Annotated in this window: 16 protein-coding genes and 1 pseudogene; 11 read left to right on the top strand and 6 right to left on the bottom strand. The window is 69.4% G+C overall.

What is annotated here, in order from left to right; all coding sequences use genetic code 11:
* The first annotated feature begins 65 nt into the window (after nucleotides 1-65).
* The 4 genes and pseudogenes from OG446_RS02965 to OG446_RS02950 all read left to right on the top strand — a co-directional run.
* Nucleotides 66-290 (top strand): hypothetical protein, encoded by a 225-nt coding sequence (locus tag OG446_RS02965; RefSeq protein WP_328892538.1) that lies wholly within the window; start codon nucleotides 66-68, stop codon nucleotides 288-290.
* Nucleotides 291-724: 434 nt separating this feature from the next.
* On the top strand, nucleotides 725-2,797 hold the full coding sequence (locus OG446_RS02960; RefSeq protein WP_328892537.1) for a polymorphic toxin-type HINT domain-containing protein: 2,073 nt from the start codon (nucleotides 725-727) through the stop codon (nucleotides 2,795-2,797).
* A 52-nt stretch (nucleotides 2,798-2,849) separates the two neighbouring features.
* Nucleotides 2,850-3,128 carry a hypothetical protein gene (locus tag OG446_RS02955; RefSeq protein WP_328892536.1) on the top strand — a complete coding sequence of 93 codons (279 nt, stop codon included), beginning with the start codon at nucleotides 2,850-2,852 and terminating at the stop codon, nucleotides 3,126-3,128.
* Between the two features lie 115 nt (nucleotides 3,129-3,243).
* Nucleotides 3,244-3,669, top strand: a pseudogene (locus tag OG446_RS02950) (IS5 family transposase); the annotation flags it as partial.
* A gap of 282 nt (nucleotides 3,670-3,951) precedes the next feature.
* On the opposite strand, the gene OG446_RS02945 reads toward OG446_RS02950, so the two are convergent.
* On the bottom strand, nucleotides 3,952-4,410 hold the full coding sequence (locus tag OG446_RS02945; RefSeq protein WP_328892535.1) for a DUF4279 domain-containing protein: 459 nt from the start codon (nucleotides 4,408-4,410) through the stop codon (nucleotides 3,952-3,954).
* A gap of 121 nt (nucleotides 4,411-4,531) precedes the next feature.
* On the opposite strand from OG446_RS02945, the gene OG446_RS02940 reads away from it, so the two are divergent.
* The 5 genes from OG446_RS02940 (at nucleotide 4,532) to OG446_RS02920 (ending at nucleotide 10,865) form a co-directional block, all read left to right on the top strand.
* The gene (locus tag OG446_RS02940) at nucleotides 4,532-5,188 is read left to right on the top strand and encodes a helix-turn-helix transcriptional regulator (protein ID WP_328892534.1); all 657 of its coding nucleotides are present in this window, start codon (nucleotides 4,532-4,534) and stop codon (nucleotides 5,186-5,188) included.
* Between the two features lie 206 nt (nucleotides 5,189-5,394).
* Nucleotides 5,395-6,258 carry an ABC transporter ATP-binding protein gene (locus tag OG446_RS02935; protein ID WP_328892533.1) on the top strand — a complete coding sequence of 288 codons (864 nt, stop codon included), beginning with the start codon at nucleotides 5,395-5,397 and terminating at the stop codon, nucleotides 6,256-6,258.
* Nucleotides 6,259-6,472: 214 nt separating this feature from the next.
* A complete protein-coding gene (locus OG446_RS02930; protein WP_328892532.1) occupies nucleotides 6,473-7,540 on the top strand; it encodes an iron-siderophore ABC transporter substrate-binding protein in 1,068 nt (355 codons plus the stop codon).
* Nucleotides 7,541-7,544: 4 nt separating this feature from the next.
* Complete coding sequence (locus tag OG446_RS02925) at nucleotides 7,545-9,647, top strand: iron ABC transporter permease (protein WP_328892531.1); 2,103 nt, start codon at nucleotides 7,545-7,547, stop codon at nucleotides 9,645-9,647.
* Between the two features lie 99 nt (nucleotides 9,648-9,746).
* The gene (locus OG446_RS02920) at nucleotides 9,747-10,865 is read left to right on the top strand and encodes a peptidase C39 family protein (protein WP_328892530.1); all 1,119 of its coding nucleotides are present in this window, start codon (nucleotides 9,747-9,749) and stop codon (nucleotides 10,863-10,865) included.
* Here the strand turns inward: OG446_RS02920 and OG446_RS02915 are convergent.
* Together OG446_RS02915 and OG446_RS02910 are read right to left on the bottom strand one after the other, a co-directional pair.
* A complete protein-coding gene (locus tag OG446_RS02915; protein WP_328892529.1) occupies nucleotides 10,832-12,340 on the bottom strand; it encodes a DUF4246 domain-containing protein in 1,509 nt (502 codons plus the stop codon). The genes OG446_RS02920 and OG446_RS02915 overlap by 34 nt on opposite strands.
* 139 nt (nucleotides 12,341-12,479) lie before the next feature.
* Complete coding sequence (locus OG446_RS02910; RefSeq protein WP_328892528.1) at nucleotides 12,480-14,354, bottom strand: transketolase; 1,875 nt, start codon at nucleotides 14,352-14,354, stop codon at nucleotides 12,480-12,482.
* Between the two features lie 234 nt (nucleotides 14,355-14,588).
* Here OG446_RS02910 and OG446_RS02905 point away from each other — a divergent pair, with 234 nt between their 5' ends.
* Together OG446_RS02905 and OG446_RS02900 are read left to right on the top strand one after the other, a co-directional pair.
* Nucleotides 14,589-15,251 carry a DUF4230 domain-containing protein gene (locus OG446_RS02905; RefSeq protein WP_328892527.1) on the top strand — a complete coding sequence of 221 codons (663 nt, stop codon included), beginning with the start codon at nucleotides 14,589-14,591 and terminating at the stop codon, nucleotides 15,249-15,251.
* A 234-nt stretch (nucleotides 15,252-15,485) separates the two neighbouring features.
* Nucleotides 15,486-16,661, top strand: coding sequence for a cellulose-binding domain-containing protein (locus tag OG446_RS02900; RefSeq protein ID WP_328892526.1), 1,176 nt, complete (start codon nucleotides 15,486-15,488; stop codon nucleotides 16,659-16,661).
* A 79-nt stretch (nucleotides 16,662-16,740) separates the two neighbouring features.
* Here the strand turns inward: OG446_RS02900 and OG446_RS02895 are convergent, their stop codons facing one another.
* From OG446_RS02895 to OG446_RS02885, 3 genes are all read right to left on the bottom strand, one after another.
* Entirely contained in the window at nucleotides 16,741-17,055 is a 315-nt protein-coding gene (locus OG446_RS02895) for a hypothetical protein (RefSeq protein WP_328892525.1), read from the bottom strand.
* Nucleotides 17,056-17,125: 70 nt separating this feature from the next.
* Complete coding sequence (locus OG446_RS02890; protein ID WP_328892524.1) at nucleotides 17,126-18,190, bottom strand: S-methyl thiohydantoin desulfurase domain-containing protein; 1,065 nt, start codon at nucleotides 18,188-18,190, stop codon at nucleotides 17,126-17,128.
* Between the two features lie 66 nt (nucleotides 18,191-18,256).
* Nucleotides 18,257-19,888, bottom strand: a complete 1,632-nt coding sequence (locus OG446_RS02885; RefSeq protein ID WP_328892523.1) for an OPT/YSL family transporter — start codon at nucleotides 19,886-19,888, stop codon at nucleotides 18,257-18,259.
* Nucleotides 19,889-20,119 lie beyond the last annotated feature (231 nt).

Raw genomic sequence — 20,119 nt, 5'->3', positions numbered from 1 at the left:
GCCGGCGCTCGGTGCTCACGCACTCCTCTTTCATCCCCTATGACCCACGGCACCAAGGAGTTGACATGGCACACCGGTACCGGTGCGGCGAGTGCAGGTTCGCCACCCGGTGGACCACCGAATCCGAGGTCGGCGATCTCGCGGCGGCCCACTACGCCGAAAACCACCCCGGCCTCGCACTCGGCGGCGTCGTCGAGATCAACCAGAAGAACCCCAACTCCCTCGGGTGCCTGCCGATACTCGGGATCGCCCTCCTCCTGCTGGTCATCGTCGCCGCCTGTCAGCGGTAGGCCACCAGCAGCCCGAGAGACCGACGTCGTCTCGGGCCACAGCTCCCCGTACGAGGCCGCCGCGTTCCGCGGACATGCATCTGGGCGGCCTGGGGCCCCACGCGGCTCCCTCGCTCGCCCACGCGGCACGGTCTGCAATCGCGCGCTGGAGAGCGTGCGGTGAGAACACCCTCGCAGGACTTCAGCCCCCACACCCGAAAGGTCACCGTGCCATGGCGGACGACAACGACCCCCGTCTCACTCCCCAACCGGACACAGCGCAGGCACCGAACGGTCCGGTGACGCCGAACGCGGCGGCAGATCCGACGGCACCGCCTCCGGGATCGCCGCCTCCGCCCACGGTGCCAGGGAGGACGCCCTCGTGGTTCTCCCCACCAGGGCTGCTACGGGCCGGCCCCGGGCGCCGGCGTGCCGTTGTCCTGGGCGGCCTCACGGTGCTGGTTCTCGCCCTGATCGGCGGACTTCTGTCGCTCACGTCCTCGTCCTCCGACTCGAAGGAGACGCAGGCGGCCGCGCAGCGGGACCTGCGGCCGTTCAGGGAAGCGGTCGACGATCTGGCCGCAGCGCCGGGGCTGCGCTACAAGGACACCTCGTCCTTCGGCATCACCGAGAACGAGATCAACGTCACCGCGAGCGGCAGCCAGTTCGGCAGCACGTCGTCCGGTCGAGGGAAAGACCACGGGCGGGACGTGCTGCGCATAGGCGGCAAGACATTCATGCGGTGGCAACACGACCCGGCGCCCGAGGAAGACGTGAAGGAAGGCGCGAAGGCCCCGCCCAGTGAGTGGATCGTGGGACTGGACGACGGCTCGGAGCTCATGGACGAGGCGCTGGCGCGTACCGTCGCCCCGCCGAAGCTGGCCGCCGTGCTGGACAAGGCCCTGACCGACCTGGAGAAGTCACCGCCGACAAAGGGCTCAGGGCTCTCGAACTCGTCAGGTCAGCGTCCGTCGAACGTGAACGGAACACCCGCACTCGGCGTCGACACCTCGGCGGGGCGCCTGCTGGTGACCAAGGCCGCGCCGCATCGCGTACTGCGCCTGGAGGCGTACGACCTCCGTGAAGGTATCTCCGACATGAGGGAGCAGATCGAGAAAGGAGAAGTGCCCGAAGCCCGCCCCAGGGTGACCACGGGTCCACTGGCATCCGGCGACGGCGAGGGAATGGACCTGACCCCGATCCTCGCCGACGCCGCCGACAAGATGTTCGACACCTTGGTCGAGTACGCCGACCAGCTCAAGGACGCTACCGACCGGGGCATTTCCTTCACCCTGGACGGTGCGGGCGAGATGGACTGCAGCTCGTCGGGCTGCACCGCCACCCAGAACTTCACCGGATCTGTCAGCTCCATCGCGCGGAAGGAACGCGTCAGCAAGGGCGAAGTCACCGCGGTGATGAGCGCAACGTTCTCCATCGACGGCAAACCCGCCGGCCAGTGCACCAGCCCGCAACGCACCTTCCCTGTCCGCGGCAACAACGTCTCGGGCACCCTGAAGTGCTCCAACCCGGGAGCCGGGCCGCTCTACGCCTCGGTCGCGGCCCGTGTACAGGCACAAGCCCAAGCCGACGCCGATCGCTGCGGCTGCAGGGTCCGCCTCACCTACCCGCTCCGCGCCAACACCCTGGTCGACGCCCGCGCGCTCGCCAAGGTCGAGGCGCGGAAACTCGCCGACCACGCAAGGCGGGAACGCGACGCAGCGACCTGCGCCAAGCCCCACAGCTTCCCGTCCGGCACTCCCGTGCTGCTCGCCGACGGAACCCACCGAGCCATCGAGGACATCCGCGTCGGGGACCGGGTCTCCGCCGGCGATCCGCACGTAGGGCTGACCGCCGCGCGGCCGGTGACCAACACCTTCACCACTGAGGGCGACAAGGACTTCACCCGGCTCACTGTCACCACCGACCATGGGCCGGCCACGATCACGGCGACGGACAATCACCCGTTCTGGCTGGAGGGGGACCGGAGGTGGAAGGACGCCAGTGACCTCCGGATCGGCGATCAACTGCGCACCCCGAACGGCGCCCGTGCGGTCGTAACCGAGGCCCGCGACCAGCAGGGCCCGCAGCGTACGTACGACCTCACCGTCAATGACTTGCACACGTACTATGTGCTGGCGGGCCAGACTCCGGTCCTCGTTCACAACGCATCCTGTCCGACCTTCACTACGGGAAAGCCAATCAGTGGCCCACTTCCGGACGCAGGGCAGACGTCCTTGTACGCTCTCGTGAAACCCTCGAGCGGCGAATTGCTCAAATGGGGAATCTCCAAGAATCCCGTCGGCCGCTACAAGAACTCAGACTACGAGGGCGGAGTTCGGATGGTAATCCTCAGGAATTACGACTCTCGACAGGATGCTCTTGATGTAGAGCGGTACATGACGGAGAGGCATCCGGGGCCGCTGAATTTTGAACCACATAGAGGGTCTGTGGCGCCTACCCAGTCTTGGGAGAAGGACTTGCAGCATGTAACTGGCGGCGGGTTCTTCAGGGATCGCGACGGCTGGTAGGCGCTCTACCTGCATGAATGCTGGAGGTGACATGGTGTCAAGTTCGTACACCGTGGAAACGGAGAGCGGCGAGTCGTACGAGGGAATCTCGGAAGACCTGCTCTTCGAGTTGATCGGCGAGCTGAGTTATCCCGATAACTCATTCCTTACGATCGAGTCACAGGGGTCCGGCGATCAGTGGTACGTCGTCGTGACTCTGGATTCAGATGATCGGCTTGAAGTGGAGTATCGGAACCCAGAGAGACGAGAACATCGAGTCGTTCCCGGTGGAACAGCATCAAGGGTCGCAAGCGATGTGACGATCTGGGTTTCCTCGGTCGTCCACCGCTGAGGCGCTTTTGAGCTTCAGGGAATTGATGGCAAACGCATGAAGAGCCCCGCTGGGAGATCCTGGCGGGGTTCTTCACGTGGACTGACGGCAACGCTGACGGCAACGTCAGCGGACGCCTTCCGTGGCGCTGGAAGCTATCGCGTGGAAGTACCGCACCTGCTCGCCCTGGCGGGACGTGCCAGGAGAGCTCGGGCCCTTTCAGACCGCTCACAAACGCCTGGTCAGGTGGGCCGTGGACGGCACATGGGAACGGATCCTTGCCGCTGTTCCTGTTGAGGCGGACGCCGTCGACGACGTGGGCTGGACAGGCTCAGTTGACTCCAACCGTCTGCCGGGCTCACCAGCATTCGGCCGGAGCCCGAAAAAAGGGGAGCCTGGTCGGTCCGAACCCGACGATCATGCACTCGGACGCTCTCGCGGGGGTTTGAGTACGAAGGTCCACCTGGCCAGAGAGGGCCAGGCGCGACCTCTGGCCATCCACGTCACCGCGGGCCAGGCCGGTGACGCGCCAGTCTTCGAGGCGGTCATGGCCAGAATTCGCACCTATCTCACCCGAAGAGCCCATATCGTCGATTCGTTCTGCGCCGGCACACTCTCCCAGCCGCCAAAAGCGGCGTCCGAGACGCCTCACTCGACATCACGAAAATCAAGCGCGCCCATGAGCCAGAGCAGACCCCGGCCACAGCGCCCTCTCCACACCCACCCGCCGCACACCGGAAGGTGAGCAGCGAGTTCCGCCGTCATGACCCAGGCGCCGCTGGCTTCTTAATGCTGTTGTCAAGCCGTCGGAGCGGGAGCCTGTATGCCAGATGAGGTCACTTATTCACCCGGCGGGGTCGTCTCCGGCCATGTCGTACTCGTCGATGTCGAGTTCGGCCCCGGTGGTCCTGAGGAAGTCGAGGACCTTCCGGTCCAGGTGCCAGCCGAAGAGGTTGGGGGCAGCCGCTGCGCCCGGCTGGGCCTGGTCGGTGGCGTTGAAGTAGCGCACGACTTGAAGCACTGCTCCGCCGCCGGGGCCTGTCAGGTATCCAATGAGGTCGGAAATGCGGTCTATGTGGGGCTGGAGCCTGTCGAGAACGCGAGTGATCTGCTCGTCGACGCTCAGACCTGGTTCCCGGCAGACGACCATCCACGAGTGATCGACCGGAATGGCTGTCGGCTCTGTGAACCGGCTGCCGCGAACGGTTACCTCGTCAGGAGCGATGCCCACCTGCGAGGTCATGTCGTCTGCCGAGGTGTGCTGGCTGAACAGCGCGAAGTAGGCGTACTGGTGAAGTGGCATCCCGTGGAGGATAGCCGTGCGGGAAGTGGGCCGACCGTGGTTATGCGTGCCCAGCGGTCAGGCAGCCCCGGTGAGCGCAGGCGTGACCTGGTAGCACCGGTGGTCACGGATCAGGGCCCAGATGACGTTGAGCGGGGGAACGCTGACGTCCCACGTGGGGGACCGCATCTTCACCGTGTTCGAGGGCAACGGGCTGTGGATGCCCGCGGGAGTGGTCCACGGCGGCAGGGCGACGGCGGGTGCGGAGTTCCATGACGCCCTCTTCGCCCCCGACCGCACCCCGTTCGTGTTCGAGGAGCCGAAGGCGATCGAGATGACGCCGTTGCTCGAGTCGCTGCTGGCCCACCTGTCCCGCACGGATCTCGACGCACCGGCCAGGGCGCGTGCCGAGTCGGTGGTGTTCGACGTGGTCCGGCCCTCGGCGCGCCAGTTCGCCCTGCAGGTGCCGGGTGACCCCCGTATCGACGCGATAGCGGCAGCCCTGCTGGACGACCCCGCAGACGACCGCTCGCTGGAGGAGTGGGCCCGGCTGCTGGGAGCCAGCGAACGCACGGTCACCCGCGCGTTCCGCCGGGCGACAGGTCTCTCCTTCGCCCAGTGGCGGCAGATGCTGCGGGTCCATCGGGCCCTGATGCTCCTCTCCGAGGGTTTCGATGTGATGACGGTGTCCGAGACGCTGGGCTACGCGCAGCCCAGCTCCTTCATCGCCGCGTTCCGCCGCGTCATGGGTACGACGCCGGGCGCTTTCTTCGAGGCGGCGGCCGACCTCTCCTCGTGAGATGTCCGGAATCCCGTATCGCGTGTCCAGAACACCTGGTTGTCGACACGGCAAGCGGAATATAACCTTCACGGAGTTAGGTAACCCTTAGTTGGTGCTTGCCGTGAACGGTGCTGCCCGTACGCGGAAGAGTTCGCTGTCCGGCTCGTGAAGAACCGGACGGAGGGTGCCGCAGTCCTCGCCCCTTCGAAACTCCGGACGCATCGATGTTCACAAGCCCCTTCCGGCAGGCCGCCGCCCCCGTGGCCGGCCCCGACACCCCGGTGGCCACGCTCAACGGGCACGACCTGGTGCTGAGCTACGACGGCAAGCCGGTCGTCCACGGTGTCTCGATCGCCCTGGAGCCCGGCCGTGCGACCGCCCTGGTGGGGCCCAACGGCAGTGGGAAGTCCACAGTGCTGCGCGCGCTCTCACGACTGCACCGGGTGGACGGCGGCCGGATCACGCTCGGCGCCCCCGGTGGAACGGACGAGCGTGACACCTCACTGCTCAGCGCACGCCGGTTCGCCCGCGAGGTCACGCTGTTCTCGCAGTCGAGGCCCGCGCCCCAAGGACTGACGGTCACGGAGGTCGTGGCCTTCGGACGCCACCCGTACCGGCGTGGCTTCGCCGGACTGACGGCCGAGGACCGGAGCGCCGTCGACCGTGCCATGGGCGTCACCGGCGTACGGGACATGGCCGACCGGCCGGTCGGTGAACTCTCCGGCGGTGAGATGCAGCGAGTCTGGCTCGCGGCCTGCCTGGCCCAGGACACCGGCGTCGTGCTGCTCGACGAACCGACCAACCATCTGGACCTGCGCTACCAGATCGAGACCCTCGACCTGGTGCGCGATCTCGTCGAGAAGCACGGCATCGCCGTCGGCATCGTGCTGCACGACCTCGACCACGCGTCACGCGTCGCGGACACATTGGTCCTGATGCGCTCCGGCCGCGTGCACGCGGTGGGAGCGCCCGCCGATGTCCTCACCGCGCAGAACATCGGCGAGGTCTACGACATCCGTGTCGAGGTCGGCGTCGACCCCCGCACGGGCCGCCTCCGTATCGACCCGATCGGGCGCCATCCCGTCTGAAACCCGCCGGCCTGAGACCCTCTGGCCCGTCCCCGTCCGAAACCCTCTGGCCCGTCCCCGTCCGGAACGGCCTGATCGCGCCCGTGTGAACCGGACCGGCGCCCCCCTGCCCGAAATCCCCGCCCGGAGGCGGTCGGACAGCACCCCGCCCCGCCTCCGGGCGCGGTGGCGCATCATCCGCTGCCACAACTCATCGTAAGAAAGAGGAACGTTCATGAACCGTGCCCATCGCCTCGCGGCGTCAGCCTCCGCGGGGCTCATCGTCCTCGCCGCAACGGCTTGCGGCACGACGTCCGTCGACAAGACCGACGCCGCCGACAGCAGTGCCAGTGCGGCGCCCGCGTCGGCGAGCTGCGCCGACGACACCACGGCCACCTCGACGAAGCCGGTCTCCTTCACGGACGGCGTCGGCCGGCAGGTGAAGCTGGACAAGCCCGCCAAGCGGATCGCCGTCCTGGAGTGGCAGCAGGTCGAGGACGCGCTGACCCTGTGCGTCACCCCCACCGCGGTCTCCGACGCCAAGGGCTACAGCACCTGGGTCAGCGCGGAGAAGCTGCCCGGCGGGGTGACCGACATCGGCACCCGTGAGGAGCCCGACCTCGACACCCTCTACGCGGCAAAGCCCGACCTCATCGTCGTCGAGGCGTTCAAGGCCGACGACGAGACCCTCGTGAAGCTGGAGAAGCGGGGCGTCCCCGTGATGGCCACGCTGGGGGCGGACCCGAAGGACCCGATCGGGAACATGAAGAACGTGTTCAGCATGATCGGCAAGGCGACGGGGCGCACCGAGCGCGCCGACCAGGTGCTCAAGGAGTTCGACGCCCACCTCGCGACGGCGAAGAAACAGGTCACCGACGCCGACCTGCCGACGAACGACTTCCTCTTCTTCGACGGATGGCTGGAGGGCGGCAACCTCACCGTCCGTCCCTACGGCAAGGGCGCCCTGTTCACCCAGATCGGTGAAGAGCTCGGCATGAACCCCGTGTGGACCGACGACGTCAACAAGGCCCACGGCGACGGAGGCGTCGACCCCTCCTACGGTCTCGCGCAGACCGACGTCGAGGGACTCACCGCGGTGGGCGACGCCAACTTCTTCTACGCCAATGACGAAGGCGCCGGCGGGTACGTCGCCGCGCTGGCGAAGAACCCGCTCTGGAAGACCATCCCGGCCGTCAAGGAAGGCCGCGCGCACGCGTTCCCGTCGGGCGTGTGGGGCGCCGGCGGCCCGCTCTCCTGCGAGCAGGCGATCGACGCCTACGTCGACGTACTCGACAAGAAGTGAGCAAGTGAGCACCTCACAGACATCGTTGTCCCGGGGGGAGACGCTGCCGCGCGCCGAGCACGGCGGCGGCCCCACCGGGGCGGCCGTCCTGGCGGCCCTCTTTGCCCTGACCGTCCTCGTGGGCATGTGGCACCTGACGCAGGGAACGTCAGGGGTCGGCGTCGGCGAACTGGTGAGGTACCTCACCGGGGAACGGGAGAACACCGGCGGAGCGCCGGTCGGTGAGATCCTCATCGGCTCACGCCTGCCGCGCCTGCTCGCAGGCGTGGCAGTGGGTTTCGCCCTCGGATCGGCCGGCACGCTGCTGCAGTCCGTCACACACAACACGCTCGCCTCCCCGGACACCCTCGCGGTCACCGCCGGTTCCTATCTCACGCTCTCGCTCGTCGCCGCCTTCGGTCTCACCGTCCCCCTCTGGGCGTCGGGTGCCGTCGCCTTCGCCGGTGGCCTGGCCGCCGCGGCGCTCGTGCTGCTCCTCGCGGGCCGGGCAGCGGGCACCTCGGGAACCCGCCTCATCCTCGCCGGGTCGGCGATAGCGATGGCCCTGGACTCGGCGACCGCCATGGTCCTCATCCTGTTCAAGGAGAACACCACCGGCCTGTTCGCCTGGGGGAGCGGTTCGCTCGCCCAGATGAACATCGACGCGTCCGTGCGGGCCCTCCCGGTCGTCGTCGTGGTGCTGTGCGTCGCCCTGGCACTGTCCCGGCGGCTGGACGTGATGAACCTCGGCGACGACGCCGCGTCCACCCTCGGCGTACCGATCCGGGCGACCCGTGTGACCGCCGTGATCTGCGCGGTCGTCCTGACCGGCACGGCAGTGACACTCGCGGGCCCGATCGCCTTCGTCGGCCTCGGCGCCCCCGTGTTCGCCCGGCTGATCGCGGGACGGGTCCGGGCGCTGCGCCGCCACCTCTTCCTGGTGCCCGCGGCCGGGCTGCTCGGCGCGCTGCTCATCCTGCTCGCGGACGCGATCCTGCGTGCCGTGCAGGGCGCGGACGGGGCCGCCTCCATTCCCACCGGGGTGCCGACCGCGCTGCTCGGTTCCGTCGTGATCGTGGTCCTCGCGCTGCGTCTGCGGGACACGGGCGGGCTGCGGCAACCACCGCACGCACGGGTCGCCGCACGGTCGCGCCGCGCGTACCTCCTCGTCGTGTCCGGCACGGCCGTACTCCTGGTCGTGGCAGCCGTCGTCGCGGTCCTGGCCGGAAGCCTCTGGCTGCGGACGGGGGACATCGCGCTCTGGATCCAGGGGACCGCCCCCGACCTGATCGGACAGGCGCTCGACGACCGGGTCCCGCGCGTGGTCGCCGCGATCCTCGCCGGAGCGGCACTCGGACTGGCCGGCTGCGTCGTGCAGGGCGCGGTACGCAATCCGCTGGCGGAGCCCGGTGTGCTGGGCATCACGGCGGGCGCCGGGCTGGGGGCCGTGGTCATCGTCACGTCGGGACTGTCCGGCGGCCGTCCGCTGCTCATCGTGGCCGCCGTGGTGACAGGACTCGCCACCTTCGGGCTGATCGCGCTGCTCTCCTGGCGCGGCGGCTTCCTGCCCGACCGGTTCGTGCTGATCGGCATCGGCTGCGGGTACGGCCTCAGCTCCGTCACCACCTTCCTCCTGCTGCGCGCCGACCCGTGGAACACGCCCCGGATCTTCACCTGGCTCTCCGGCACGACCTACGGGCGCACCTTCCCCGACGTCGTACCGGTCGCGGTGGCCCTGGCGCTCGCGCTTCCCGTGCTGCTCGCCATGCGCAACCGGCTGGACCTGCTCGCCGTCGACGAGGACACCCCACGCATCGTCGGCATCAAGCCGGTGCGCGTACGCTTCGCGGCGCTGGCGATCGCCTCGGTGCTCGCGGCACTCAGCGTGGCCGCCGTCGGCGTCGTCGGCTTCGTGGGGCTCGTCGCCCCGCACCTCGCCCGGTCACTGGTGGGCGCCCGGCACGGGCGGTCGATCCCGGTCGCGATGCTGCTCGGCGGACTGCTGGTCTGTGCGGCCGACGCCCTCGGCCGCACCGTCGTCGCCCCGTCCCAGGTGCCGGCGGGCCTCATGATCGCCCTGGTCGGTGCGCCGTACTTCGTGTGGGTGCTCCGGCAGTCCCGCGCGTGACACCGGGCGGGACACCCGCGTCCGCACAGCCATGGACCCGCGGGTGAACGCCCCATCCGCCCCCTTCCCTTCCCCCGTCGTCCCGCCAGGAGCACCGGAATGCCGTCCCAGCAGGAAACGTCCGTGAAGAGCGTCGTCGTCCCGTTCGTGCCCGACGAGTCGCCGGCCTTGGCCAGGCGGCTCGGCGACCACCGGATGCCGGAGCGCTGGCAGACGGCCGACCGCTCGGCCCACGCCCCTCACGTGGTCGCCGTTCCGAGCGACGACGGTGAGGAGTGGACCGCTGCCGCGCTCGTGACGGCACGCCCGAACACGGCCTATCTGAAGATCGTCGATGCCGTCGGCGATGCGCGGGCAGCCGCCGCGGCAGTCGTCGCCCACGCACGCCACCGCAGGCTCGCACAGGTCAAGTGGGAAGGCTGGACGGCGGACCCCGAGGATGCCGCTGCCGCCGGCTTCGTACCCCTGAGCCCGCCGCTCACGCAGTCGGAGGGCGCGGCCGGGCCCGGTACCGGCTACGTCCGCTGGCTGAGCGACGACGTGGTCGCCGAGCCCCCGTACTACGGGCAGACCACCCACTTCACGTGCGGTGCCGTCACCGCCCTGGTCGCGCAGGCGCACGCGGGGACGCTGCCGCGAGAGGCTCTGGACCGCCGGGCGGAGCTGACGCTGTGGCGCGACGCGAACAACTTCCTCGCCTGCGAGCCGGTCGGACTGGGCGTCGCCGTACGCCGGGCGTGGCCGTCGACCCCCGTCGAGGTCCACCTCGACACGGAACGGCCCGTCCTGCTCGACCATCACCCGGAGAAGGAACAGGAATGGCGTGCTGTGCTCCAGCGCGCTTCACGCACGGACGCCGCACGGACCGGCGTGCCGATCGACCCCGGCCACCTCTCCCTGACCGCGATCCGCGACGCGATCGGCCGACGGGAGCACGTGCTGCTCCTGCTCTCGCTCGCCGACATGCAGGGGTTCGACGTGCCGCACTGGGTGCTCTGCCACGGCCTCGTACCCGGCGCTGTCGTGATCGAGGATCCGTGGGCCAACGCGGCAACGGGGGACACCTGGGTCGATGCCCACCTTCTGCCGGTCCCCGACGCGTCGCTCGACACCATGTCGACCCTCTCGCCGGACCGCTTCCGGGGCGCCGTGACCATCGGCCGCCCGGAGCGGCAGGCCGTGGCTCAGTGCTCGCAGAGCGAGAACTCTCGTTCGTAGAGTTGCTCGTTGTGCTCATCGACGAAGAACTTGCGTTCCTGCATGAGTTGTTCGCGAAAACCCTTGGCCTGTTCAAGCGTCATGGTCGAGGTGTCGGACCAGGGTTGTTGCGGTGGCACGTCGGACGTCGAGACGATCCTTTCCGAAGGATCAACGAGGAAGAACGCGAGAATCTTGCGGTATCCGGGGCGAGTGGGGTCGGTGAGGCGGAACGATCCGACGCGGTGCTGAAGGATGTTCGGGAACGCCAGACAGCGGCCCGCCGGTGTCGATGTCGATCCCAGCGTCTGGTTCAGCGCGTCTTCGTCCTCCAGGCCGTAGACCTCACGCAGACCGTTGTCGTCGTTCTGCTCGTAGCGCGGGTCGTCGAGTGCCGCCCGGAAGCTCAGCCGGCTTTCGGTGATGTTCTCGCTGTCCCAGTAGTAGATGCCGGTCGATACGATCCGCTCGTTCAGCATCCCCTCGACATGCCACGAACCACCGCTGTACTCGGGCTTGTCCGGGGTGAGGTGAAGGGTGGCGAGCTTGACGATGACCTGGAGACGGCGGCCGCGCAGGTCGACCCGGGCGGAAGCATCGGGCAGTTCGGGCGGGATGAAGGCCGGGGCGTCCGGGATGACCGGGCGGCGGTTCTCCCACCAGGCGTCCTGCGCCTCCTCCCATGCGCCGAGGGCGTCTTCGTAGGCCCCGTCATCACCGTAGGAGGACCGGTCCGGATACTCCGGCTCCGAGTCGTACCACCCATACGGATCGGCCTCGATCCTCAGGGGGCGTGGATGACGCAGATCGGTGAGCACGTTCTCGAAGAGAGGACGAACGCGGGCGAACAAGTCCGGGAGGGCGGAGGCGAGTTCGTGATGGGCCTCGGGGTGGACGTTGTTGACGTACGAGCGGAAGGAGGCATCGCCGTCCGCACTGACCTCGACGTCCGTGGGCAGCCACTGGAACGTGTCCGAGAACTCGTACTTCGCGTAGCGCTCCGTCGGGTTCTGCCAAGCCCGATCGGGCGCACCGCTCACTTCTCTCACCAGGCAGAACAGTGAGGGATGCACCAGATCCAGCACCTGGCCGTCGGATCCGGGATGCCAGTCCCGGTCGGCTTCGGGGACCTGTTCCAGAACCCGGACCGCCTCGCGCAGCCGGGATCTGAGCGCCTCGTCGACCAGGGTGTCGGACTGCCACACCCCGTCGACGGCGGACACCTCGATGCCGGTCCGTCCGTCCCGCAGGGCCGCGTAGTGTGCGAGTTCGGCCAGCACATAGCCGATCTGTGCTTCGGTGAGTCCTTGGCCGACCGCTTCCCGCGTCCACCTGGCGACGATGTCGGCATCGTTCATCTTCTCGAACCATCCGGGCTTCGCCCGAATGTGTGAGCTGCACTGCATCATCTGAAGTTCCCGCAGTGTCCGCGGCGTCGCGAACGCTATGGAGCGGGAAGTGCGAAAGGGCAGCGGGAAGGCGGACAGGCCAGTCACTTCTCTTGGTCCTCCGAGTCGGTGTGCGGTGGCGGGAACGATACGTCAGCCGACTGACACCGCCGCCGTGGTGGCCCTGCCCTCGGAGGGCGGCCGTGCGTCCGGCCGCCCCGCCGCCGGGGCGCGCCCGGCAGCCGCCTCAGCGACGCCTGACCAGGGCACGGGCGGAATCGGCGATGTGGGAGCGGGAGATGCCGGCCGCGTCGAGGAGTTCGCCGGGGGTACCCGAACCCGGCAGGCCCGTGACGGCAAGGTGGGCGAAGGCAGGGTGACTGCCGGACGCCGCCAGGGCCGAGAGGACCGCTTCGCCGATGCCGCCTTCGGGGTGGTGGTCCTCGGCGACGACCAGAGCGCCGGTGTGCGAGGCGGCGTGGACCAGGGCGTCGGCGTCGAGGGGCTTGACCGAGTACAGGTCGATGACGCGGGCCGCGATCCCTTCGGCAGCGAGCTCCTCGGCGGCGGCCAGGCACTCGTGGAGGGTGACACCGGCGCCGATCAGCGTGACCTGGTCGTCGTCACCGCCCCCGCGCAGCGTCTTCGACCCTCCCGGCGGGAAGGTCTCGTCCTCGGCGTACAGCACCGGGTAGGCGCCTCGCGTGGTGCGCAGGTACGAGATGCCTTCGATGTCCGCCATCGCGGCCGTCAGAGCGGCGGCCGAGGTCGCGTCGGACGGGTACAGGACGGTGGACCCGAGGACCGCGCGCATCATCGCCAGGTCCTCGACGCCCATCTGGGAGGGGCCGTCGGCGCCGATCTCCACACCGCTGTGGGTTCCGCACAGGGCCATGGTGATCCCGGAGACGGCGGCCATCCGGATGAAGTCGTGCGCCCGGGTGAGGAAGGCGGCGAACGTGGTGGCGTAGGGGCGGTAGCCGCGGACGGCCATACCGACGGCGGTGGCGATCATCTGCTGTTCGGCGATGTAGACCTGGAAGTACCGCTCCGGATGGGCCTTTTGAAAGTCCTCGGCGTGCGTCGAGTTGCCGACCTCGGCGTCCAGGGCGACCACTTCCGGGCGGGCGCCCAGGGCGGCCAGTGCCTTGCCGAAGGCGACCCGGGTGGCGACTTCGTCCCCGACGTCGTAGCGAGGCAGCTCCACCGGGCCTGCTGCGGGGGCCGCGACCGCGGGGGCCTCGGGGGGCCGGGGGCCGCGCACCCGCAGGTCGCGTACCCCGCCGAGTTCTGCCACGGCGCGTTCGGCCAGATCCTCGGGCAGCGGTTTGCCGTGCCAGTTCTCCTGGTCGGCGACCTCGCTGACGCCCCGGCCCTTGACGGTCCTGGCGACGATGACGGTGGGTGCCTGTCCGTCGGCGGCGGTGGTCAGGGCCCGGTCGACCTCTTCGAGGTCATGGCCGTCGACCACGAGGGCACGGCAGCCGAACGCCTCGGCACGCCGAGCGTACGCAGCCGTGTCCCACTGGAGCTCGGTGGGCCCGCTCTGACCGAGCCTGTTGACGTCGACGATCGCGGTGAAGTTGGCCAGCTGATGCCGGCCCGCTTTGTCGAGGGCCTCCCAGACGGAACCTTCGCTCATCTCGCTGTCCCCGCAGAGCACCCATACCCGGTAGGGCCGCTTCTCCAGGTCGCGGCCCGCCAGCGCGATGCCGACGCCGTAGGCGATGCCCTGGCCCAGGGAGCCGGTGGCCACGTCGACCCAGGGCAGAACTGGGGTGGGGTGGCCCTGGAGGCGGTGGCCGAACCGGCGGTACGTGGTCATCAGCTCCTCGTCACTGATGACTCCGGCTGCCTTGAACATGGCGTAGAGGAGAGGCGACGCATGGCCCTTGGAGAAGATGAGGTGGTCGCCTGCGGGGTTGTCCGGTGCGGACCAGTCGTAGTGGAGATGGCGAGCGAGCAGCACGGCCATCACGTCCGCCGCCGAGAGGCTGGAGGTGGGGTGCCCGGATCCTGCGGACGTGCTGGAGCGTACCGAGTCCACACGGAGCTGCTGGGCAAGCTCGAAGAGCTGGGGCAGGGCGGTGCTGGAATCGAGCGTGGTCGGTCGGGCGGACATGGCCAGGTCCTTTCGTCGGGGGCCGCGATGCGACGCGAGAAAGGGTTCCCCGGATGTGCGCGGTCCATCACGCCCGCGGGGCCGCTTGACCTCGTTCGGCCGTGGGACGGAGGACGGGGCCGTGCCGGCCGTCGTGCCGCCCCGCGTCCGCCTGCCTTTTCGTACGCTCCTCAACTCAGCTGTCTCGTCAGGGATTTCGGGGGCATCCGAAGGACAGGAAAGGAGGGCCATCGGATGACGACTCCCCTCGGGCGCCTGCCCGGACGCATGCCCGCCTGGGCGAAGGTGCTGACTGCCTTCGTACTGGTGATGGCGGTGCTGTTCGCCGGAATCAGGCTGGCCGTACTGCCGGGCATCAAGGATCTGTTCGGTACCGAGACGACCGACCGCTCGGGCCCCGCTGTCCTCAAGTCCATCAAGGACATGAGCCGTTTCGACGCCGCCTCCGGGAACTTCCAGGTGGTCGTCGACCTGGAGAAGGACGCCAAGTACCTTCCGGACGCCGTACGCGGCTCCCGCACGCTCTACGTGGGTGCCGGCACGGTGGAGGCGTACGTCGACCTCGGCAGCGTCGGCGGGAACGGCGTGACGGTGAACGACGACCGCACCTCCGCCACCCTGCGGCTCCCGCATGCGCAACTCGGCAAGCCCGCCCTGGACGCCGACCACTCCTACGCCGTCTCCAAACAACGCGGCCTGCTCGACCGCCTCGGAGACGTGTTCTCGGACAACCCCAACAGCGAACACGCCGTACAGAAGCTCGCGGTCTCGCACATCGGAGATGCGGCCAAGGAGAGCGGACTGACCACGAGGGCCGAGGCCAACACCACCAGGATGCTGGAGGGCCTCCTGCACTCCCTGGGCTTCAAGGACGTGCAGGTCACCTACGGGGCCTGACCCCAAGCGCACCAGTGCGCCGGGCTGCCGGAACGGTCGGCCCGGCCTCCGGCGAGTTCGGCGGGGTGCTGTGGCATCGGAGCGCTTCCGCGCCACCGCGGGGTACTGAGGCCGGGTGAACTCGGGCGGACCACTGTATTGACAGTACGCCGTCATATCGATGTGATGAGTGGGAGCGCTCCCACTCACATCTCGTCGCACTGTCCTACGGTTCCCCACCCCGAGGAGGCGCACATGCCGAAACTTCTCCCGCGATTACTGCGCAGACCCTGGACGGCGGTCGTGGCCGCTCTCGCGCTCGTGTTCTCCGTCCTCGTCGTGGTGCCCGCCAGTGGCTCGGCCCAGGCAACCGGATGCCGGGTCGACTACACCGTCAACGAGTGGACCGGCGGCTATTCCGCCCAGGTGCGCATCACCCACACGGGTTCCGCGCTCACCGGATGGCGGCTGACCTGGACGTACGACGGTGACCGGCAGGTCACCTCCGCGTGGAACGCGACCGTCACGCAGACCGGCCACGCCGTGACCGCGGTCAACGCGGACTGGAACGGAGCGCTGACCGACGGCGGAACTGTCGACTTCGGGCTGCAGGGGACGTGGCAGTCGGCCGACTCGGCCCCCGACGACTTCACCCTGAACGGCGTGTCCTGCGGCGGCGACGGCACCACGCCACCGACCACGCCACCTCCCACGACGCCGCCCCCCACCACACCGCCTTCGGCGGAGTGCAGTGATGCCGCCGTCTGCGAGGACTTCGAGGACCAGGCCGGTCCTGCCCCCGCCGGGAACTGGCGGTTCACCGCCCCCGACTGCCAGGGCACGGGCACGGCCGCCGTCGACACGGAGGTCGCGCACAGCGGCACGAGATCGCTGCGCTTGGACGGGCGGGCCGGCTACTGCAACCACGCCTTCGTGGCTGCCGCGGCGGACCTGTCATCGGTGGGTCCGGTGCTGCACATCCGCATGTGGGTGCGGCACACCACCGCGCTCCCGGCCGCGCACGTCACCTTCGTGTCGATGCCGGACAGCTCCCAGGCCGGCAAGGCGTTGCGGATCGGCGGTCAGAACGGCGCCCTGCAGTGGAACCGGGAAAGCGACGACGCCACGCTCCCCGCACAGAGCCCGGTCGGGGTGGGGCTGAGCAGGCCCCTGCCGACGGACAGCTGGCAGTGCGTGCGATTCGCGGTCGACACCACGGCGCCGAAACTCGACACCTGGCTCAACGAGGAGCAGGTGCCGGGGCTGCATGCGGACGGCGTACCGACGCAGGACGTCGACCAGCAGTGGCTGTCCCGGACCACTCCACCGAGGCCCACCGCGCTGCGGCTGGGCTGGGAGAGTTACGGGACCGGCGACGACACCCTGTGGTTCGACGACGTGGTCGTCGGCTCCTCGCCGGTCGGCTGCTGACAGTCGGCTGTCCGGCGAGCGGGGGAGATGCTGTTCGAAACGCCCGGCCGAAAGGTCCCGGCCGGGCGTCGGCCACCTCTCAGGCGAGGGCGAATTCGCTTCGGACGACGCCGTATTCGGTTGGCTCCACCCAGCACGTGTACCGGCAGTCCAGGAGGCCGGAAAGGTCGATGCCCAGTTGCCCTGCCAAGTCGGCGGCGCCGGTCCTGAACGTCCGGGTGGGGTCCTCCCATGCCTGGAAGTGGGCGGTGGCTCCGCGCAGTTCTACGACGACGTAGGTGACACGTTTCCCTTTCCGGGCGGGTCGGCCGTCATCGTGCCGCTGATGAGCGTCATGGCCGCTCATCGGCTGACCGCAGATGCCGCAGTGCGCGTCTTCTCGCAGAGTGTCCATGGAGGGGAAGGTACCGCCGCACGGGAACGGCCCTTCCTCGCGATACCCGAACTCCTCGCCCTCGACCTGCTCAGGCGTCGGCGAGGACCCTCGCGGCGGGCGCGAACTCGATGCCGAGCAGTTCCTCGACCGGCGCGTACACCTCGGGCATGTACATCGTCCGGGAGAGCAGGAGGTTCTCGGCCGGGGCGACCAGGACGCTGACCTGCTTGCCGACCTCGATGTCCGCCGAGGCGAGCGGCTGCCCGGCCTCGTCGAACGTCGTGATCAGATCGGGGAACGACGCCCGGCGGGCACCGGCGACATCGAGCGCCATGTACTCGTTGACGATGTGCAGGGTGGTGCGTGCCGCGTCGTCCAGGACCGCGACGCCGACGTCCAGGCCCTCCCGCTGCTCGCAGCGGTACTCGCGCACCGTGCCGGTCACGGCGATCTCACCGCCGAGATGCTGGGCGGCGCCGAGCACGCCGCCCGCCAGGAAGCGGCGGCCCAGTTCGATGGCGAAACCGATCGCCCCCGGCGCACCGTTGCGCACCGCGTAGCCGACCTCGACGGGGTTGCGGGCCACGCCCACCCAGCCGCCCGCCTCGACGGAGGCGCGCCGGACCACGTTCGACGTGGCCTCCAGGCCGCCGGAGACCGAGCCCTCGACGTACGCGTACGGCTTGCCGCCCGCGTAGCCCTGGGAGGAGAGGTAACCCTCCTCCTGGTGCAGGCCCATCGCGCCCATCACGCTGGACGGGTGGGCGCGGCCGTTGCAGGCCAGGTCGATGACGGGCAGGCCGGTCATCGCGGAGTGGAACCAGCCGTTGATGGTGGTTTCGGCGCCGTTCTCGTTCGTGTGGATCGCGACGAGCGGGCGCGGCAGGTCACGGCGGAGCAGCTCCAGGGCGCGCAGCAGGTGCGTGGGCAGAACCTGCGGGTCGGGCGCAGCGGGGGCGCCGACCAGGGCCACCGTCGCGGTCAGGTTGTCGTCCGCGAACTCGTCGGCCGTCCACAGCTCGGGTATGCCGATCTGGAGGGCCAGTTCGGCGGTGCGCAGACCCCGCTCGACGAAGCCGCCGCCGCCTCCGCCCAATACGGCACCGCCGTACACGGCCGCGCGGATGTCGTCATGGGTCAACTGTCGCTTCACGGAGATCTCCCAGGGTGGTTCTGTGCGGGGGTGCGAGAGGACGTACGGGCCGTCCGGCTGCTGGGCCTACTTGGCGGCCTTGAACACGCCGTTGCCGAACGAGTAGAGGGCGTCACCGGCGATCGCGCCGCCGGCGAAGACCTCCAGGTCGTCCTTGGCCTTCGGGCCGAGGGCGCGTGGGGCGAGGACGCGGACGGCGATGCCGGCGGCGACCATCCAGCCGGCCATCGGTGTGGTGATCAGCAGGCCGGTCGCCAGCAGGATGCCGAGCTGGCGCTTCGAGCCGCCGATCAGCTGCACGAGCGCGCCGGGGATCGCCCACAGGGCGAGGTGCCGGGCGGTCTCCGCGGACGGGCCCGCCTTGATGGCGGCGACGTACGCGGCGTCGATCGGTGCCGTCTGCCCGTTGTCGAAGAACATCCGGTACGAGACCAGGACGACGACGATGGCGACGCCGAAGCCGATCATCGCGGCGATCAGCTGCTGACGGCGGCCCTCCAGCTCGAAGGCCGGGTCGGCGTTCTCGCCGCGCAGCAGATAGCCCGCCTTCAGGTCGTAGCCCATGTCGGCGAAGGCCGGGCCGGTCGCGGCGGTGAAGCCGGACAGCACGACGAGCGCCTCGGGCGGGAAGCCGATGAGGATGCCGAGCAGCAGCGTGATCAGGGCGATCGCGAAGGCCGGGAACCAGCCGGAGTGCATCGAGGCGATACCGACGAGCAGTTCGTGCAGGAACGCGGCGACGGAGGCGTACAGGAGGAAGCCGAGCAGCATGCCGGGGCTCATGTGCGTGGCGGCGCCGGTTCCGAACGCCAGCAGGACCGAGATCACGAGGTAGGCGCCGAAGCCCAGACGCATCGAGCGTCCCAGGCGCTGCGCACCGTCCTGCGCGTCCTGCGGTGCGGCGGCGCGGGCGTTGTCCGCCGCCGTGCGCCGGGCCCTGAGGACGGTGCGGCCGACCTGGAACAGGGCGACCAGTCCGGCGCCCATCATCATGCCGTGCGGCAGGTACATGGAGTTGAGGTCGAGACCGAACAGCGGGTCGGCGTACTGGTTGAACAGCAGGCCGACGCCGAAGGCGGCCATGGCGGCGAACCCGCCGATGATGGCCACACCGAACGCCGACATCGGGAGCGTGAAGGCCGCGCCGACCAGACCGGTCAGCAGGCCGAGACCGAGCGCCCTGGCCCGGCGGCCGCCCTCGTCGCCCGCCTTGATGGCCTCGGCGGCGGCCAGCCCGGGCGGCCAGGGATTGTCCGCGGGGAACGCCGGGGTGTCGTACATCCGGTAGAGCAGCCAGGCGTCGACCAGCATCGCGGCGGAGACCCCGATCAGCATCGGGACGATCATGTCGTCCATCCCGAACAGGAACGGGATGCCGATCGGCAGGAACAGGCTGTTCGCGGCGCCGAACGTGGCCGAGGAGATGCTGGTCTGCGCGAGGTTCTGGGCGTGCACCGAACGGAAGCCGCGGAAGACGACGAGCGGTACGCGGGCCAGCGTCATCGCGGCCAGGGCGCCGATCAGCGAGGTGCTCGGGGTGACGCCGAGCGTGGCGAGCAGTTGTACGCCCACGATCGCCCCGAACACGCTGAGCACCACGGTGAGGATCAGATTGCCGGGGGCGAGGGCGCGGGGATGACGTCGGCGCTCACGCGCGGGGTGCGAGGTCTCTGCCTGGGGGGAGGCGTCAGTGCTCATGGGTCTTCGTGCTCCCGTGCGGGTGGGCGCCTTGTCAGTCGCCTGAGGAAGTTCTAAAATATGGAACCAGGTCCGAATATGTGGATCTCTCAGGATCATCCATACAGCGCAGTTCGCCGTCAAGGGGCCGGCCCGGGTTCTCGGTATGCGGGCAGCCCGCGGCTGACGGCGAGGGGTGGTCACCGAGGCGCGAGCGCGCCGCTTACGATCGGACGACACGACTCGGGGGAG

It is taken from the genome of Streptomyces sp. NBC_00236, assembly GCF_036195045.1.
Taxonomy (GTDB): Bacteria; Actinomycetota; Actinomycetes; order Streptomycetales; family Streptomycetaceae; genus Streptomyces.
This window is presented reverse-complemented; position numbering and strand designations above follow the sequence as displayed.

What these genes read in the sequence shown, in the direction of transcription:
- OG446_RS02965 (WP_328892538.1), top strand. Translation starts at nt 66, where the DNA reads ATGGCACACCGGTACCGGTGCGGCGAGTGCAGGTTCGCCACCCGGTGG.
- OG446_RS02945 (WP_328892535.1), bottom strand. Translation starts at nt 4,410, where the DNA reads ATGCCACTTCACCAGTACGCCTACTTCGCGCTGTTCAGCCAGCACACC.
- OG446_RS02940 (WP_328892534.1), top strand. Translation starts at nt 4,532, where the DNA reads ATGACGTTGAGCGGGGGAACGCTGACGTCCCACGTGGGGGACCGCATC.
- OG446_RS02935 (WP_328892533.1), top strand. Translation starts at nt 5,395, where the DNA reads ATGTTCACAAGCCCCTTCCGGCAGGCCGCCGCCCCCGTGGCCGGCCCC.
- OG446_RS02930 (WP_328892532.1), top strand. Translation starts at nt 6,473, where the DNA reads ATGAACCGTGCCCATCGCCTCGCGGCGTCAGCCTCCGCGGGGCTCATC.
- OG446_RS02920 (WP_328892530.1), top strand. Translation starts at nt 9,747, where the DNA reads ATGCCGTCCCAGCAGGAAACGTCCGTGAAGAGCGTCGTCGTCCCGTTC.
- OG446_RS02910 (WP_328892528.1), bottom strand. Translation starts at nt 14,354, where the DNA reads ATGTCCGCCCGACCGACCACGCTCGATTCCAGCACCGCCCTGCCCCAG.
- OG446_RS02905 (WP_328892527.1), top strand. Translation starts at nt 14,589, where the DNA reads ATGACGACTCCCCTCGGGCGCCTGCCCGGACGCATGCCCGCCTGGGCG.
- OG446_RS02900 (WP_328892526.1), top strand. Translation starts at nt 15,486, where the DNA reads ATGCCGAAACTTCTCCCGCGATTACTGCGCAGACCCTGGACGGCGGTC.
- OG446_RS02895 (WP_328892525.1), bottom strand. Translation starts at nt 17,055, where the DNA reads ATGGACACTCTGCGAGAAGACGCGCACTGCGGCATCTGCGGTCAGCCG.
- OG446_RS02885 (WP_328892523.1), bottom strand. Translation starts at nt 19,888, where the DNA reads ATGAGCACTGACGCCTCCCCCCAGGCAGAGACCTCGCACCCCGCGCGT.